The sequence below is a fragment of the Kosakonia sp. S57 genome, assembly GCF_016516575.1.
In the GTDB taxonomy this organism is placed as follows: Bacteria; Pseudomonadota; Gammaproteobacteria; order Enterobacterales; family Enterobacteriaceae; genus Kosakonia; species Kosakonia cowanii.
Genome location: NZ_JACVUL010000015.1, coordinates 99,455 through 115,930, shown reverse-complemented (window position 1 = coordinate 115,930; position 16,476 = coordinate 99,455). Strand labels below are relative to the sequence as shown.

Annotated in this window: 15 protein-coding genes; 8 read left to right on the top strand and 7 right to left on the bottom strand. The window is 56.9% G+C overall.

Going from position 1 to position 16,476, the window contains the following annotated elements:
* Window positions 1-73 precede the first annotated feature (73 nt).
* From IAE48_RS15655 to ghrB, 4 genes are all read left to right on the top strand, one after another.
* Window positions 74-835, top strand: a complete 762-nt coding sequence (locus tag IAE48_RS15655) for a sugar phosphate isomerase/epimerase (RefSeq protein WP_200134913.1) — start codon at window positions 74-76, stop codon at window positions 833-835.
* Window positions 828-1,769, top strand: a complete 942-nt coding sequence (locus IAE48_RS15650; protein WP_094418953.1) for a sugar kinase — start codon at window positions 828-830, stop codon at window positions 1,767-1,769. The genes IAE48_RS15655 and IAE48_RS15650 overlap by 8 nt, the downstream gene beginning before the upstream one ends.
* Before the next feature lie 78 nt (window positions 1,770-1,847).
* On the top strand, window positions 1,848-3,140 hold the full coding sequence (locus IAE48_RS15645; protein WP_042718604.1) for an MFS transporter: 1,293 nt from the start codon (window positions 1,848-1,850) through the stop codon (window positions 3,138-3,140).
* Complete coding sequence (gene ghrB, locus IAE48_RS15640) at window positions 3,137-4,111, top strand: glyoxylate/hydroxypyruvate reductase GhrB (protein WP_200134912.1); 975 nt, start codon at window positions 3,137-3,139, stop codon at window positions 4,109-4,111. Before IAE48_RS15645 ends, ghrB begins: the two co-directional genes overlap by 4 nt.
* Before the next feature lie 87 nt (window positions 4,112-4,198).
* Here ghrB and IAE48_RS15635 read toward each other — a convergent pair whose 3' ends face one another.
* The 3 genes from IAE48_RS15635 to IAE48_RS15625 form a co-directional block, all read right to left on the bottom strand.
* Window positions 4,199-4,600, bottom strand: a complete 402-nt coding sequence (locus IAE48_RS15635) for a hypothetical protein (protein WP_200134911.1) — start codon at window positions 4,598-4,600, stop codon at window positions 4,199-4,201.
* A 12-nt stretch (window positions 4,601-4,612) separates the two neighbouring features.
* The gene (locus tag IAE48_RS15630; protein ID WP_200134910.1) at window positions 4,613-6,871 is read right to left on the bottom strand and encodes a type VI secretion system Vgr family protein; all 2,259 of its coding nucleotides are present in this window, start codon (window positions 6,869-6,871) and stop codon (window positions 4,613-4,615) included.
* 179 nt (window positions 6,872-7,050) lie between these two features.
* Entirely contained in the window at window positions 7,051-7,761 is a 711-nt protein-coding gene (locus tag IAE48_RS15625) for a DUF3053 domain-containing protein (RefSeq protein ID WP_042718608.1), read from the bottom strand.
* A gap of 390 nt (window positions 7,762-8,151) precedes the next feature.
* Between IAE48_RS15625 and IAE48_RS15620 the strand changes: the two genes are divergently transcribed.
* Window positions 8,152-8,445: an HTH-type transcriptional regulator gene (locus IAE48_RS15620; RefSeq protein ID WP_042718609.1), complete on the top strand. Its 294-nt coding sequence runs from the start codon at window positions 8,152-8,154 to the stop codon at window positions 8,443-8,445.
* 51 nt (window positions 8,446-8,496) lie between these two features.
* Here IAE48_RS15620 and IAE48_RS15615 read toward each other — a convergent pair whose 3' ends face one another.
* The 3 genes from IAE48_RS15615 to IAE48_RS15605 all read right to left on the bottom strand — a co-directional run bounded on the left by IAE48_RS15615 (window position 8,497) and on the right by IAE48_RS15605 (window position 11,840).
* On the bottom strand, window positions 8,497-9,084 hold the full coding sequence (locus IAE48_RS15615) for a hypothetical protein (RefSeq protein ID WP_200134909.1): 588 nt from the start codon (window positions 9,082-9,084) through the stop codon (window positions 8,497-8,499).
* Window positions 9,084-10,046, bottom strand: a complete 963-nt coding sequence (locus IAE48_RS15610) for a hypothetical protein (protein ID WP_042718613.1) — start codon at window positions 10,044-10,046, stop codon at window positions 9,084-9,086. The genes IAE48_RS15615 and IAE48_RS15610 overlap by 1 nt, the downstream gene beginning before the upstream one ends.
* 174 nt (window positions 10,047-10,220) lie before the next feature.
* Window positions 10,221-11,840, bottom strand: coding sequence for an ABC-F family ATP-binding cassette domain-containing protein (locus tag IAE48_RS15605; RefSeq protein WP_200134908.1), 1,620 nt, complete (start codon window positions 11,838-11,840; stop codon window positions 10,221-10,223).
* A gap of 420 nt (window positions 11,841-12,260) precedes the next feature.
* Between IAE48_RS15605 and IAE48_RS15600 the strand changes: the two genes are divergently transcribed.
* The 3 genes from IAE48_RS15600 to IAE48_RS15590 are packed head-to-tail and all read left to right on the top strand — an operon-like array spanning window position 12,261 to window position 14,232.
* Window positions 12,261-12,632: a response regulator gene (locus tag IAE48_RS15600; protein WP_054802698.1), complete on the top strand. Its 372-nt coding sequence runs from the start codon at window positions 12,261-12,263 to the stop codon at window positions 12,630-12,632.
* Window positions 12,629-13,270, top strand: coding sequence for a chemotaxis protein CheC (locus tag IAE48_RS15595; protein WP_042718620.1), 642 nt, complete (start codon window positions 12,629-12,631; stop codon window positions 13,268-13,270). Before IAE48_RS15600 ends, IAE48_RS15595 begins: the two co-directional genes overlap by 4 nt.
* Before the next feature lie 2 nt (window positions 13,271-13,272).
* Window positions 13,273-14,232, top strand: coding sequence for a GGDEF domain-containing protein (locus tag IAE48_RS15590; protein ID WP_200134907.1), 960 nt, complete (start codon window positions 13,273-13,275; stop codon window positions 14,230-14,232).
* Window positions 14,233-14,405: 173 nt separating this feature from the next.
* On the opposite strand, the gene glyS is transcribed toward IAE48_RS15590, so the two are convergent.
* Window positions 14,406-16,475, bottom strand: coding sequence for a glycine--tRNA ligase subunit beta (gene glyS, locus IAE48_RS15585; RefSeq protein ID WP_200134906.1), 2,070 nt, complete (start codon window positions 16,473-16,475; stop codon window positions 14,406-14,408).
* Window position 16,476 lies beyond the last annotated feature (1 nt).

Here is a 16,476-nt window from a genome sequence, read left to right as displayed (position 1 = left end):
ACTTTTCTTTGGAACCGGTTCCATCTAGCGTTAATGGAAGCTAATCACCCTGCCGTTATCGGGGAACCGGAAGATGGAAAGAAAAATTATTGTTGTTACCGCCGCCTATGGTCATGACCAGGTGGCGGCGCTGGGCGGCCAGGTCGGCACGCTGCCGATCATTGCCGATGCCGGTGCCGACGGCGTGGAGATTCGCCGCGAACTGCTCAACGACGAAGAGTTGTCGCATCTGCCCTCGCTGGCCTTCGCCATCGATATGCACAACCTGCTGGTCTGCTACTCCGCGCCGGAGCCGCTCTGCCTGGCCGATGGCACGTTAAACCCGCGCCTGCCCGCCCTGCTGGACGAAGCCCGCACGCTTAAAGCGCTGTGGCTGAAAGTCTCGCTGGGGCATTTCAAAGATAACGCCGTGCTGGAGACCCTGCGCGGCTGGCTGGCGACAAGCGATGTGCCGCTGGTAGTGGAAAATGATCAAACCGAGTGCGGCAAGCTCGCGCCGATGCTGCGCTTTAAAGCCGCCTGCCACACTGCACACCTCCCCGTCACGCTCACTTTTGATACCGGCAACTGGCTGTGGGTTGGCGATGAGCCGGAAGAGGCCGCGCGCCAGCTCGCGCCCGCCGTCAGCTATGTGCATGTCAAAGCCGTTGAGCGCGCAGGCGATAAACACCGCGCAACACCACCGAATGCCGAAAACCCACGCTGGCTGGCGCTGCTCGATGCACTGCCTGGCGATGTACCGCGCGGCATCGAGTTTCCGCTTGAAGGCGACGATTTGACCACCGTCACCCGCCACTATGTCTCTCTGCTGCGTAAGGAGTTCAGCCATGCATAACGCGCTGGATGTCATCACCCTTGGCGAAGCGATGGCGATGTTTGTCGCCACCGAAACCGGCGATCTCGCCGAGGCCGGGCACTTTATTAAACGTGCGGCCGGTGCCGAGTTAAATGTCGCTACCGGTCTTGCGCGTCTGGGATTGAAAGTGAGTTGGGTCAGCCGCGTTGGCGATGACAGCTTTGGCCGCTTTATCCTCAACACGCTGCGCAAAGAGGGGATTGATACCTCCGGCGTGACGCTGGATACCCGCTACCCGACCGGCTTTCAGCTGAAATCGAAATGTGATGATGGAACCGATCCCATTGTGGAGTATTTCCGCAAGGGCTCCGCTGCCAGCCACCTTTCGCCAGAGGATTTTAACGCCGCGCTGTTCAGCGATGCGCGCCATCTACACATGAGCGGCGTGGCGGCGGCGATCTCCACCACCTCTTACGCCCTGCTGGAGCATGCGGCGAAGGCGATGAAATCGCAGGGCAAAACCCTGTCGTTTGATCCCAACCTGCGCCCGGTGCTGTGGAAAAGTGAAGCAGAGATGGTCGAGAAGCTCAACGCGCTCGCCTTCCAGGCAGACTGGGTGCTGCCGGGGCTGAAAGAGGGCGTGATTCTTACTGGTCAGCAGACGCCGGAAGGGATTGCTGATTTCTATCTGCAACGCGGCGTGAAGGCGGTAATTATCAAAACCGGCCCTGACGGCGCGTGGTTTAAAACCGCCGATGGCGAACAGGGGGCGGTTGCGCCGGTTATTGTCGAGAACGTCGTCGATACCGTTGGCGCAGGCGATGGTTTTGCCGTCGGGGTGATCAGCGCCCTGCTGGAAGGAAAAACGCTGCACGATGCGGTGCGCCGGGGCAATGCCATCGGTGCGCGGGCGATTCAGGTGCCTGGCGACAGCGAAGGATTGCCAACCCGCGCGGAGCTGGGCGCGCTGTAGCGCCCGTTTCGCCGATACTCAAACCGCCTGTACCCTACATGACAGGTGGAAAATAACCTCAACCATAGAGGCAACCTTATGAGCAACGCCACCAACTCAGCCAAACGCTGGCTCTATATCATGCCGATTGTGTTTATCACCTACAGTCTGGCCTACCTCGATCGCGCGAACTTCAGCTTCGCCTCCGCGGCCGGGATTAACGACGATCTCGGCATCACCAAAGGCGTCTCTTCGCTGCTGGGCGCGCTCTTCTTCCTCGGCTACTTCTTCTTCCAGATCCCCGGCGCGGTCTACGCCGAACGGCGCAGCGTGCGCAAGCTGATCTTTATCTGCCTGATTTTGTGGGGTGCCTGCGCATCGCTGACCGGCGTGGTGAGCAATATCCCAATGCTGGCCGCCATCCGCTTTATCCTCGGCGTGGTGGAAGCGGCGGTAATGCCAGCGATGCTGATTTACATCAGTAACTGGTTTACCAAATCGGAGCGTTCGCGGGCGAACACCTTTTTAATCCTCGGTAACCCGGTCACGGTGCTGTGGATGTCGGTGGTCTCCGGCTACCTGATCCAGTCTTTCGGCTGGCGTGAGATGTTTATCATCGAAGGCGTGCCGGCGGTGATCTGGGCCTTCTGCTGGTGGGTGCTGGTAAAAGATAAACCGAGCCAGGCGAAGTGGCTGAGCGAAGATGAGAAACGCGCGCTGCAAACGCAGCTTGATAAAGAGCAGCAGGGCATTAAAGCGGTTCGTAACTACAGCGAAGCCTTCCGCTCGCGCAATGTAGTGCTGCTCTGCCTGCAATATTTCGCCTGGAGCATCGGCGTGTATGGCTTTGTGCTGTGGCTGCCGTCAATTATTCGCAGCGGCGGCGACAACCTTGGCATGGTGGAAGTGGGCTGGCTCTCTTCCGTACCTTACCTGGCGGCGACCATTGCCATGATCCTCGCCTCCTGGGCCTCCGATAAGCTGCAAAACCGCAAACTCTTTGTCTGGCCGCTGCTGCTGATTGGCGCGTTCGCCTTTATCGGCTCGTGGGCCGTGGGCGCGAACCACTTCTGGATCTCCTACACCCTGCTGGTGATTGCCGGGGCGGCGATGTACGCGCCGTATGGCCCCTTCTTCGCGATTATCCCGGAGATGCTGCCGCGTAATGTGGCGGGTGGCGCAATGGCGTTAATCAACAGCATGGGCGCGCTCGGCTCGTTCTGCGGCTCGTGGTTTGTCGGCTATCTTAACGGCGCGACCGGCAGCCCGTCCGCTTCGTACATATTTATGGGGGTGGCGCTTTTCGCCTCTGTATGGCTTACTTTAATTGTTAAGCCTGCTAACAATAAGCAGATTCCGGCAGGCGCACCGTCACAAGGGAGAACCGCATGAAGCCATCTATCATCCTGTACAAAGCCTTGCCCGATGATCTGCTCGCACGACTGGAGACGCACTTTACCGTGACCCAGGTTGCTAACCTGAAACCTGAAACGGTGCAGCAACACGCCGAGGCGTTTGCCAACGCGCAGGGGCTGTTAGGCTCCAGCCAGACGGTGGACAGCGCGCTGCTGGAGAAGATGCCGCAGTTGCGTGCCACCTCGACCATCTCGGTGGGCTATGACAATTTTGATGTGGATGCGCTGAACGCGCGCAAGATTGCCCTGATGCACACGCCAACCGTGCTGACCGAAACCGTGGCTGACACCATTATGGCGCTGGTGCTGAGCAGCGCCCGCCGGGTGGTGGATGTGGCTGAGCGGGTCAAAGCGGGCGAATGGACCAAAAGCATTGGGCCGGACTGGTTCGGCATTGATGTACACCATAAAACGATGGGCATTGTCGGTATGGGGCGCATTGGCCTGGCACTGGCGCAGCGCGCACACTGTGGCTTCGGCATGCCGATCCTTTACCACGCCCGCCGCCAACACGCCGAAGCGGAAGAGCGCTTTCAGGCGCGCCATTGCGATCTGGAAACGCTGTTGCAGGAGTCCGATTTTGTCTGTGTCGTACTGCCACTCACTGAAGAGACGCAGCATCTGATCGGCAAAGCGCAGTTCGCGATGATGAAAAAATCCGCCATCTTTATTAATGCCGGGCGCGGCCCGGTAGTGGATGAGTCGGCGCTGATCGAGGCGCTGCAAAACGGCGAAATCCACGCCGCCGGTCTGGATGTGTTTGAGCAGGAGCCGCTGCCTGCGGATTCACCGCTGCTGTCGCTGCCCAACGTCGTGGCACTGCCGCATATCGGTTCTGCAACCCATGAGACGCGCTACAACATGGCGGCCTGCGCGGTCGATAACCTGATTGATGCGCTCAATGGCAAGGTGGAGCAGAACTGCGTTAACCCGCAGGTCGTCCGCTAAGGTCAATTCAGCAATAAAAAAGAGGCGATCGTATCGCCTCTTTTTTTATGCCTGCATCCGCTGAATGCCAGGTTGCGACAGGAGATATCAGGGTAACTCAACGTGGTGCTGCCCTTCAGGATCGACAATGTATTCAACGGCAGTTTTTTTGGGCTGAAGACTGTATTTTACGACGACCGATGCGCCATTTTTTATCAGCTTCGCTTGCGATACAGGTATAACGCCCGCGGCTTTCAATACCATTTTCTTCCCGCCGATATTGCTCTCCAGGGTGAAGAGGTAGAAGTAGTCAAAGTTACGCATGACATTTAACTGTTTCCAGTCAATGATGGATGCAGCAGTCACTTCACCTTGCCATTTGTCTTTGGTATTCCATTCTCTAATTAGCGTGTTCTCTTCTTTATTCACTTTTATTCCTTTAAGTGAAGAAACGACTATTAACACAACAAGTATCCATGGAATGAAATGTAAATATTTGGTTATTTCCATTTAAAAGTACCTTTAAATAAACATATGAAGTGCGCTTAATGCGACATTTTGAAGTGAATCTTCGATCTTTGTTAAAGATCTTGTATAGTTCATTGGTGCTGTAACTACGCTGGTCAATGCAGTTGAAAAAGACATCGTAGCCCAGGACACACTTGCTGCATTCACAGAAGCGCTTGCGCCATATGCGGAAAAAGAAACAATTTTGAATGTTGCATGGTCTACGACGAAATCAGTAACTTTGTCTGACCATTTCGTTTTGTTGGAGTCAATCTGCTCTATATGAGGAGCGTCGAGGGTTATTTTAGTCGTACTTTTAATTTTTATATCAGCGCCTGAGATTACATCAACTTTCCCACTGACGTTTTGTTCGTAAAAACCACCGGTTATAGTGAAAACGACATCGCCCTTAACGGTATCCGTCCTTCCGCCAGCTTTAATTGTCGTATCCTGCCCGCTATCATAATTTTCAGTGAGCCTTCCGGTAACGTGATGAACCTCTGTTCCGTCAACAGTAGTATTTCGTTCTCCCTTGATGGTAACCGTGTCGCCACCGCTGGTTATATCCAGTGTACGTCCATTTGTAATGGTTTCCGTCTGGCCGTTATTGAAAGTAGTAGTCTCTGCTTTTTCGACAGTCGTGGTGCGGACATCCTTATAATGGAACGTGGCAGCGCCGGTAATTGCGTCTTTCTGTTCGCCTTTTATCGTAGTCGTTCGTGAACCATCAATCCCAACCGTTTTATTATTCTCCACGGTGATATGCATATCTTTTTCAGCATGAAGGTCGACTTTTTCCGCACCCGCTTTATCTTCAAACAACAGATGGTTAGCGTTATCACGGTTCCCGTCTTTTGAGCGGCTCATAAAGCCCATTACCGTTGCAGCAGCAGGAAGCTCCCAAGGAGGCATGCTGGATTCGTTGTAGACGCGTCCGGTGATAATCGGCCTGTCCGGATCACCGTTGATAAAATCCACCACGACTTCATCGCCAACCCTGGGGATCTGTACGCCCCCAAATCCCTGCCCGGCCCAGGCGCTGGAAACTCGTATCCAGCATGAGCTGGCGTCATCCCCTTTTGACTCTCTGTCCCAGTGAAATTTCACTTTCACCCGACCATAACGGTCTGTCCATATACTCTCTCCGTCTGGCCCTACGACCCTGGCTGTCTGTGGTCCGTAGGTTCTTGGCCATGGGGTTTTCTGCTCTGGTCTGTAAGGTGTGGAGGCTGGAATAACAATAAAATCTGTTCGATGCACGCTTTCGCTGCTGTCGGAGGTGGAGTAGGGGTTTTCCTCAAACTGATAAACAGCCCGGATGATTGTGTAGCTGCTGTTCCCGTCAGGGAAAGGGGCATTTTCAAGCTGGAATATATGTCCGGGTGTGATAGCGCTGGCGGTTGATGTACCGGATGTCTGCTGATGCTCAACCTGCCACCGCTCCTGATGAATTTTGGCGTATTTATCACCATGGTTGTGGTCCACAAAACGGCCAGGCCAGTCATAGACGCTTACGGTTCCCGGCTGGGGAGCAACATTGTTTTGACGGGCCTGAAACAGCCAGGCGTTCGGTTTGCGGAAGTCATAGTCATCCAGACTGTATAATCCTGGGGTAATGCTGTCCTGCACGGACCACTGGCTAATACCTTCCTCACCTGTGACACCCCCTGATGTAGTTTGGTGATAGGGAATAACCTCGTAGCCAGGGAAGGGCTGTAATTCAGAACCTGCATCAGTCAGCACCAGTGTGTGGCTGTCGGTATCATGGCGGAAATAGAAAGCTATCCCTTCTTGTTCCATCAGACGCCTGATGAAATCAAGAGAGCTTTCCTGATACTGAACACAGTACTCCCAGGTGCGGTACTCTTCTGTCAGTTTGTCATCAGTCTTGACGTTGTGCTCACTGAGGATCTTTTTGACAATTTCAGGCACTGTTTGCCCCTGAAAAATCCGCATGTCCCGATTACGCTTCAGGGGCCAGAGGTCAGATTCAACTGTCAGTGTATAAGCCGTGTAGCGAGTGCCGTCATGTTCAATCGGGGTGGCGGCGGCAGAGGTTACTTTGCCGTTGAGATAACGAGGGGCTAACGCATTCTGCGTCGGAATGGTAATTGTGACGGGCTGGCTCAGGAGTTTACTGCGGTTAATTTGCGAATCTTCACTGAGCAATGTCAGTGTCCAGACAAAAGGCTCTGATATGGCTTCCTCTCCTCCCAGCCGCCAGAAGTGAAGCGTCTCACCTTCTTTAACAGTAACGGTTATCCGGTTAGTCATATCGCATTGCCTCTCGTCGTTCGCTCTGTTTTTACAAGAGTAGCCTAATGCTCCCTGTGGCAGGTACATCAGAACAAACGGGGAGCGGAACGCCCCGTATCCGGTCGTTCCTTTCAGGCCCTGATTTTGTAGATGAAGCGCCAGCCATTAGCAACCGCGCTTCACCGTAGCCTTATTACTTATTTCATTCCTGAGACGGTTGCCGTCCAGGCCTGGGTAAAGGCCTGATGTTGCGCCGCCAGCGGCCCAATCAGCGCGTTATACTGGCTGGCCTGCTCGGAGGTCGGGAACTGAATGCCGTTCGCCGTAAAGCTCACCTGCGTGCCCTGCTGCGCGATAAAGTCGCCCACCTGCACCAGCTGCTGGGTGAAGACCTGCGCCGCCGGGATCAGCGGTTGCAGCGCGTTAGCCGGGTTGGTCACCACTTTGGTGTAAACCTGGTCATAGACCGGTTTCAGATCGTCTGCCTGCTTGAGCGCGGCATGGGAGGCATCGGCCTGCATTTTTGCGTTTTGCAACTGCTGGCTCAGCACGCCGAGCGAACCGTTGGCCTGGCGAAGCGGCTCGCGCTGCGTCATATAATCCTGCGGCACGCGGATGGCGTTAACGCTATCAACGACCGGGCGCAGACCGGAATCCATCGCCTGGTTCACCTGCTGGGAATAGCCATAGATAACCGCATAATCAGAGACAAACGGGCCGAACTGTTTTTTCTGATCCGCCGTCAGCGCTGGCAGACGTTCGCTGCTGCGCATTGCCGTATTCTGCAGGAAATCGATAAACGCTTTACGTTGATCGCCTTCTTTATCAAAACACCCACTCAGGCTTACCACCATTAATAGCGCCGCAAGAGACGCAAACCAGCGAGAGCAGGACTGTCCTGTCGCCATTTTATTACTCCTTTCACCCATAAAACCGCTTCTCGGCACACGCGTGCCCAACGGCCTACAAGGATAGTCCAGGTCAGCCTCGCAAGATACCCCTTCATTACACACAAAAGCGTGCGGATCCGTTTTGGCACGATATTTTCCGTGATCGCGGTCAGATTATTCTTAATCCAAATTTTTGCTGACGATTTACAAATTTATACCGAGCAAAATCGCTCTCTTATTAATCAATCAATTAAACAAAACTTAAGCGGCAGAAGGTGCATTTTGAGCACATCTACCCCGCTTACAACGTAAATAATCACTGGCGAAATCATACGCCAGGTTTTTTTCCGACTACTCTTATCAGGCTGTATCACGATATCCGCTGTGTGATTTTATGAGGAGTGCTCAATGGAGTACAAAGACCCGATGTTTGAACTGATGAGCAGTCTCGAACAGATCGTATTTAAGAAAGATGTTGCGCAGACGGGAACCCTGAGCAAGAAGCCGAATTCCTTTAGTGACTTTGAACAATTGCGACGTGGAACCGGTCTGAAGATTGATGACTTCGCTCGTGCGATGGGAGTCTCTGTCTCAATGGTGCATGAGTGGGAATCACAACGTATAACACCCACCGCCACCGAGATGAAACTGATGCGCCTGATTCATTCGAATCCGATGCTCAGCAAGCAGCTTATTGACTAAGCTGCAACGGTCAGAGCCCCCGCCACGCCGGGGGTTTATGTTTTTCCCGCCTTAACGAGACTTCAACCGCAACGTCCTCGCCACTCTAGTCAGACGCGCTGTTCGACAGTAGAGCGCAAACACCACAACCCCTTCGCCATTAAGCAACCGCCGACACCCGACTAATGCCGCCAATGCAATCAGCAACGGTATCGCCGCGCCGCCGCCCGTCAGCAGATTAATCACCAACTGCGCCACGGTGACCAGCAGCAAGCCGCTAAAGAGATACGCGAAACCGGCAAGCCCGGCGCTAAAGCCGCGCGCCAGCATAAACATGCTGCTAATGGTGGTCGCCAGCACCACCAGCGCAGGGGCAAAAAAGGCGAGTGCGTGCAGCGGCGGCGTCAGCCCCGGCAAGAGGCGCAGCAGAGAAAGCAGATTGAGCGCAAACGCCACCAGCAGCAGCAGCATCACAAATGCCACCGGGAAGCCGTTCTGGCGCGGCTGCTCGACGGCGGTTTTGTCAAAATGGCGCTCCAGCTCGGGCGTGGAGCGCGACAGGACGCGTTCATCTTTGCGCGCGATCAGCGGCTCGATTTCACGCCCGTGCTGCCATAAATCGTAGAACACCGATCCTGTCAGCCAGCTCAACAACGACATCAGATCACCGCCAGCGACTGAATGGTCCCGACGATATAGCGCCCGGTGCGCGGCACGTTGCCCGGTGCGGCAATAACGCCACTCACCGCGCTGCCTGCCAGTGCCGCTGCGCTGGTCACCACCTGGCCCAACTGGCGGGTCAGCTCAACCTGAACCGGCTCGACGGGGAAGCGTTTCGGATAGAGCCCGGCGCGGATGGCGGCCTTGATGCCTTTATTGCTGATACCGGGGTTCTGCGCGCGGATAATCAGCTCCGTCAGACGGGCGCGATCCTGGCGCGGATACTCTTTCAGCCACTGCGTCGCTTTCAGCGAGGAGACCGACTTCATCGCTTTCCAGGTTGCCAGCGCCTCTTTCAGCGCGCCACCGGCGCTCGCCAGTGAGACAAGATCCAGCGAGGTTGAAGTGGCGACATACCACTCCTGGGAATCAAGCCAGGCGACGTTTTCACCGCCGTTCTCTACCAGATCGTACACGCGGTAGATGCCGTTAAGGCACTGCAAACCGGTCGCCGCCGTGCCCGCATAGCCAATCGCCACCAGCACGGTGCTGCCGCCCGCGGTGAGCGGTGTGGCGACGGTACCGGCGGCCATCACGCCCGCGGTGATAAGCATCGCCCCGCAGGAGAGCACCGTCGAGGCGATCTCAGTGCCCATCGACGTTGCAGAGACCGCTTCCGTCAGCGCTTTACCGTTGCTGGAGTTGGTCGGCTGGGCGGCGGCTTTGGTGACGATAACGTGAGTGACGATGCCGCTCTGCCCGTTGGGATGGCGTTTACTCGGACGCACCAGGTAACGCTCGGGGCCATCGGCATAGATGATGCCTGCGTCGGCAAATTCACGGGTACAATCCATTGCGGCGCCGAGGGCTTTAAAATCAAAATCACTCGCTCCTGCACCGGTCATACGGGCAAATTCATACCCCGGCAGATTTCTTTCGGGGTTCATTCCTGGCAGATTCATCATCGTTTCCTTGTGGCGGAGGCATAGCAGAAGCTGTCGAGCCCGGGCTAAACAGCGTGAGCATATCTATCGCTTTCACTTATGTTACTTCTTATTAACAGCAGGCCACCGTATCGCGTTTATTTTCATCACTCAAGTTTAGAGCAGGATTGACTACGAGAATTGGTTGCCCGCTCACGCTTGCTGCCAGCACCATCCGCTGGCCTGCCACGTCAGGCTGTGCGTCAGCCCAAGCCCGGCAAGAAACGCCTCATCATGCGACACCACCAGCATCGCGCCGGGAAAATCCGCCAGCGCCGCTTCAATCGCGCGGGTGGAGGCGAGATCGAGATGGTTGGTCGGCTCGTCGAGCAGTAACAGCTGCGTGGCATCGCGCTGCCAGAGCACGCAGGCAAGCGCCGCCTTCAACCGCTCGCCGCCGCTCAGGGCCGCCAGCGGCAACATCACCTTCTCCGCGCCCAGCTGTAACTGCGCCAGACGGCTGCGCAGCACCCCCTCCTCCAGCAGTGAGTTGCCTCGCTGAAGGTGCTCAAGCACCGATAACGAGAGATCAAACCGCGAGAGATGCTGATCAAGCCAGGCGCAGCTGACCGAGCGGTGGCATTCGCCTGCCAGCGGCGCTAACTCACCGAGGATCGCCTTTAGCAGCGTCGACTTACCGCAGCCATTTGGCCCACGAATGGCGACGCGCAGCGGGCCGTCGATGCGCAGGCTCAGGGGAGAAAGCGCGATGTGCGGCAGCACCACCTCGTCGAGCACCAGCACCTGTTTGCCCGGCGGCACCTGGCTGCCGGGTAGCGTAAACAGCACCGGCATCTCCTCCTCTACTCGCTCACGCGCCTCGGTGACCGCAGCATTAAGTACCTCATTTTGTTGTTGATGCTGCTTGCGCCAGCTCGCCGGGCGCTCTTTGGCGAGGTTTTTATATTTCACCCGCTCAAAGGAGGCGATGTTGAGGGTATCGACGGTGCGCAGCGTTTTCGCCGAACGCCGCAGGCTGGCGTCGTGCTCCTTCTGCATTCGGCTGCGCGCTCGCCGACGCTCAACGGCGGCATGATCCAGCATCGCGCGGGCGGCCTGCTGCTGCGCGTCGCGCTGCTGCTCATAATCAGCGTAATTGCCGCCGTAGCTGCGAAGCCCGGCGGGCGTCAGTTCAACAATGCGCGACATCTCGCCGAGCAATTGCCGGTCGTGAGTGGCGATCAGCGCCCCGCCTTTATGCTGCCGGAGCTGGTCGCTAAACCATGCCCGCCCTTCGCCATCAAGGTGATTAGTCGGTTCATCCAGTAACAGGTAATCCGCGCCGGTCATAAACGCGCCGCAGAGCAGCGCCCGAACGCGCTCGCCGCCGCTTAAAGCCGCCGCGGGATTGTCCGGCGCGAACGGTGGCAGGTTGGCCTGCGAAAAGGCGGCCTCAAGCCGCTCAGGCAGATCCCACTGACCGTCGAGTAACTCCAGATCCGCGGGCTGATAGCGCCCCTGCAACACGCGCTCCAGCGCGGCAAAGATTTCGCCATAACCGAGCAGTTGCGCCAGGGTGGTGTGCGCAGAGAGGGTGTGTTGCTGCGCGACATACGCCCAGCCCACTGCGGATTCGATATGCCCGAATGCGGGCTGGCTTTGCCCAGCAAGCAGGCGTAAAAGCTGGGTTTTGCCGACGCCGTTACGCCCGACCAGCCCGCACAGCGAGGCGTCGAGGGTTAAATTCAGCGGGCCGAAAAGGGTCTCGCCCGTCGCAAACTGACAGGTGACCTGATGCAAAATAAAGGCGGGTGACTGCGCACAATGAGCCATAAGCACTCCTGAATGAGATCGTTAACGGCCTTGCCAACGCGCGAGCGTTTAACAAGGTAGTGGATTCATCAGTCGTGTTTGTTCATTTTCCGGGTGCGCTCCAGTGAGACGAGAAGTTCGTCGCCGCACAGGATAGCCAGAGAGCCAGGCCAGTTTCAAGGTCAAATTTTCATCTTTACGTCGCAGCGCGCAAAATTGAGGGCTAATTGTTTGCGCAATATTGCCGATGAATAAGGTGACTTAACTGAAAGTAGCAGGCCATGCGTGCAATCCAGGATCGCCATTTCAGAAAGGAGACGATAAAACCGCGCGTTACCCAAAACGCATAACGGTGGCATATCGTTCAGTAGTGCTCAGGGAGGAGGTCCGGAAGTAAAGCATTGTTCTGGTTTCAGGCCCTGAATCCTAAAATGAGAATGAATGATGTCCAGATATATTCTGATTGTCGATGACAGCCGCCTGTCACGCATGATTTCCCGCCAGTATGTTCTTAACTTGCACAGCGACTGGAGCATTGATGAAGCCGGTACGGGCGAAGAGGCGATTGCCCACGCCGCGGCGAACACTCCCTATTTGATTCTGCTTGATGTGAACATGCCCGGCATTGGCGGCATTGAAGCGGCGTCACGCCTGCGTCAGACCCACCCGCAGACCCACATTGTGCTGCTCACCGCAAACGTGCAGAACTCCGTGCAGGCTGCCGCCGAAGAGATGGGCCTTGGCTTTCTGCCAAAACCGCTGAAAGAGCCGCAGCTGCACGCCATGCTGAAGAGCCTGGAGAGCCAGCCATGACCGAGTTGCCCGATATCAGCGAGATTGAAGCGGACAGCCTGATGGAGATCTTCAACATCGGCGTCGGCCACGCAGCGGCGGCGATGAGCAATATCGTCAACGAAGAGGTGCGCATGTCGGTGCCGACCATCCGCTTTACGCCGCGCTCGAAAGCGGCCGACGAGATGGGGGCTGGCGTATCGCTGTTCGGCATTAGCCAGCATTACGAAGGGGCCTATGCTACCGAAGCGATTCTGATGTTTCCGGAAGCCGCCAGTTTCGAAATCGTGCGCATGATGGTCGGCGATCTGATCCCGGCGCATGAACTGGGCGAGATGGAGCGCGAAGCGATGAGCGAGATCGGCAATATCGTGCTCAACGCCTGCGTCGGCACGCTGGCAAATATGTTCCAGAAAGAGCTACAAGGGTCGCTGCCGGTGGTGCGGGTTGGCAGCAGCGAAGAGATCCTCAACCCGGAAAAAGATGAGAACGATCCGCTGGTGATGATGCTGCGCATTGATTTTGCGCTCGAGCGTCAGCAGATCCAAGGCTATCTCGCGTTTATCCTCGATATGTCCGCTCTGTGCGACTTACGCGAGCAGGTTCGGCTTTATATCAGCCGTTTAGAATCCGGTAGTGTTCCCAGCGGAATGCATTAATCATGAAAGATAAGTTGTTATTGGATGCGTTTTCAGCCCTCAGCCTCGGTGTCATCCTCGTGGATGCGCAGTACCGTATCGCGCTGTGGAATGCGTGGTTAGAGACGCATACCGGGCGGGCGGCCAGCGACACCGTTGGCGAAGACTTTTTTTCCGTCTTCCCGGACCTGACCTATCACCGCGTTGGCGATGCGATCCGTCAGGCCATTGGTCACAATTTATCTTCCCTGCTTTCACAATCGCTACACCGCTCCCCTTTTCCGCTCTATGCGGAACCGGCGCGGCCAACCGCCCGTCTGAGCCAGGCGGTGACCATTGTTCCACTCGGCGATGCCGAGCGTTACTGCCTGATTCAGATTGTCGATGTCACTGCGGCAGTACGCCGTGAGTCGCTGCTGCGCGATCAGGCCCATGAATTGTTGTCGCAATCCCTGTCGGATGGCCTGACGGGCGTCGGCAACCGCCGCTATTTCGATCTCTGCATTGAGCGCGAGTGGCGCGCCAGCAAGCGTAATAACAAACCGCTGTCGCTGCTGTTGATCGATGTGGACTACTTCAAGTCCTACAACGACAGCTATGGCCACCAGCACGGCGACGAGTGCCTGCAGCAGATTGCGTCGGCGATGCGCAGCACGCTCTGCAACCCGAATGAGATCTTGTTTCGCTACGGCGGCGAGGAGTTTTGCGCTCTGTTGCCGGAAACGCGCTCGGCAGCGGCGGTGGAGCTGGCAGAGAAGCTGCGCACCAGCGTGCAGCGCCTTGAGCTTCCCCACGCCAGTTCACCGGATGGCTGCGTCAGCGTCAGTATCGGCGTCGCCAGCCTGTGTCAGCAGAACCATACCGAATATGGGCAGCTGATCCAGAGCGCCGATAACGCCCTTTACGAGGCGAAACGCGCCGGGCGCAACACCGTCCGCGTCAGTAATGCCTTTCGCCGATTCACCCACGCGCCACGCCGCTGAGTTGGGTGCTGTTGCCGGATGGCAGTTCCGAACCGTCTGCTTTGCCGGATGGCGGCTACGCCTTATCCGGCCTACGATTTAGCGCGGCTAATGGCCCCATGCGGCACCACGCTCCCCGGCAACATCGGGGCATAAAAAAACCCGCCGTAGCGGGTTTTTTATCGACTGAACGATTACTGCAGCAGCGAGATATCTGCCACCTGCAGGAAGAGTTCACGCAGTTTCGCCAGCAGCGTCAGGCGGTTGATGCGCACCTCTTTATCGTCGGCGTTCACCATCACGTTCTCAAAGAACTCATCCACCGGCTCGCGCAGCTGCGCCAGCTCGATCAACGCTTCCTGATAGCGCCCTTCGGCAAAGAACGGCTGCAGGGTATCGCGCAGAACCACCACGTTGCCTGCCAGCTTAATCTCTGCGGCCTCTTTCAGCACCGCCGCCTGCACGTTCTCATTCAGCGTTTCGTCAGATTTCGCCAGGATGTTGGAGACGCGCTTGTTGGCTGCCGCCAGCGCCGCCGCTTCCTCCAGCGTACGGAAGTGGGAAACCGCCTTCATACGCGCGTCGAAATCGGCCGGTTTGGTCGGACGGCGCGCCAGCACCGCCTGAATGGTATCTACGCTGTAGCCTTCGTCCTGATACCAGGCGCGGAAGCGGCCCAGCATAAAGTCGATCACATCGTCGACCACTTTGGCGTTCGTCAGCTTATCGCCGTAGAGACGCACCGCCTCTTCGGTCAGGGTTTGCAGATCCAGCGCCAGGTTCTTCTCAACGATAATACGCAGCACGCCCAGCGCGGCACGACGCAGCGCGAACGGGTCTTTATCGCCTTTCGGATGCTGGCCGATACCGAAGATCCCCGCGAGGGTATCCATCTTATCGGCAATCGCCACGGCGCAAGCCACCGGGTTAGACGGCAGCTCGTCACCGGCAAAGCGCGGCTGATACTGCTCGTTCAGCGCGACGGCAACGTCTTCCGCTTCGCCGTCGTGACGCGCATAGTGCATGCCCATCACGCCCTGGGTGTCGGTAAACTCAAACACCATGTTGGTCATCAGGTCGCACTTGGAGAGCAAACCCGCGCGCGTGGCGTGGTTCACATCTGCGCCAATCTGACCGGCAATCCAGCCCGCCAGCGCCTGAATACGATCGGTCTTGTCGCGCAGCGTGCCGAGCTGCTGCTGGAACAGCACGGTTTGCAGACGCGGCAGGTGATCTTCCAGGCGTTTTTTACGGTCGGTATTGAAGAAGAACTCGGCATCCGCCAGACGCGGGCGCACCACTTTTTCATTACCGGAGATAATCTGTTGCGGATCTTTCGACTCGATATTGGCGACGAAGATGAAATTTGGCAGCAGTTTGCCGTCGTTGCCATACACCGGGAAGTACTTCTGGTCACCCTTCATGGTGTAGACCAGGGCTTCTGCCGGAACGGCGAGGAATTTCTCTTCGAACTTCGCGGTCAACACCACCGGCCACTCAACCAGAGAGGTGACCTCTTCCAGCAGGCTGTCGCTCAGATCGGCAGTACCGCCAATCTTACGCGCCGCATCTTCAGCGTCCGCTTTGATTTTGGCTTTACGCTCGGCGTAATCCGCCATCACTTTGCCGCGCTCCAGCAGGATCTGCGGGTACTGATCGGCGTTGTCGATGGTGAACTCCGGCTCGCCCATAAAGCGGTGGCCGCGAATGACGCGATCGGACTGAATGCCAAGGATCGTTGCCGGAACCAGCTGATCGCCCAGCAGCAGGGTAACGGTGTGAACCGGACGCACAAAGTGCACGTCCGACGCGCCCCAGCGCATCAGTTTCGGGATTGGCAGTTTGCTAAGCGAGGTGGCGATCATGTTCGGCAGCAGCGTTTCGATGCTTTCGCCTTTCACATGGGCGCGATAGAGCAGCCATTCGCCTTTGTCGGTGGTCAGACGCTCGGCCTGATCGACGGTGATACCGCAGCCGCGCGCCCAGCCTTCAGCCGCTTTGCTCGGTTTGCCTTCCGCGTCGAACGCCTGGGCGATGGCCGGGCCGCGTTTTTCAACTTCGCGATCCGGCTGCGCAGCGGCAAGATTCGCCACTTTCAGCGCCAGACGGCGCGGCGCGGCGAACCACTTAACCTCGCCGTGGGCAACGCCTGCCGCATCCAGTTCAGCGGTAAAGTTGGCAGCGAAGGACTCAGCCAGGCTGCGCAGGGCTTTTGGTGGCAGCTCTTCGGTGCCGATTTCCACCAGGAATGTTTTCTCTGACATG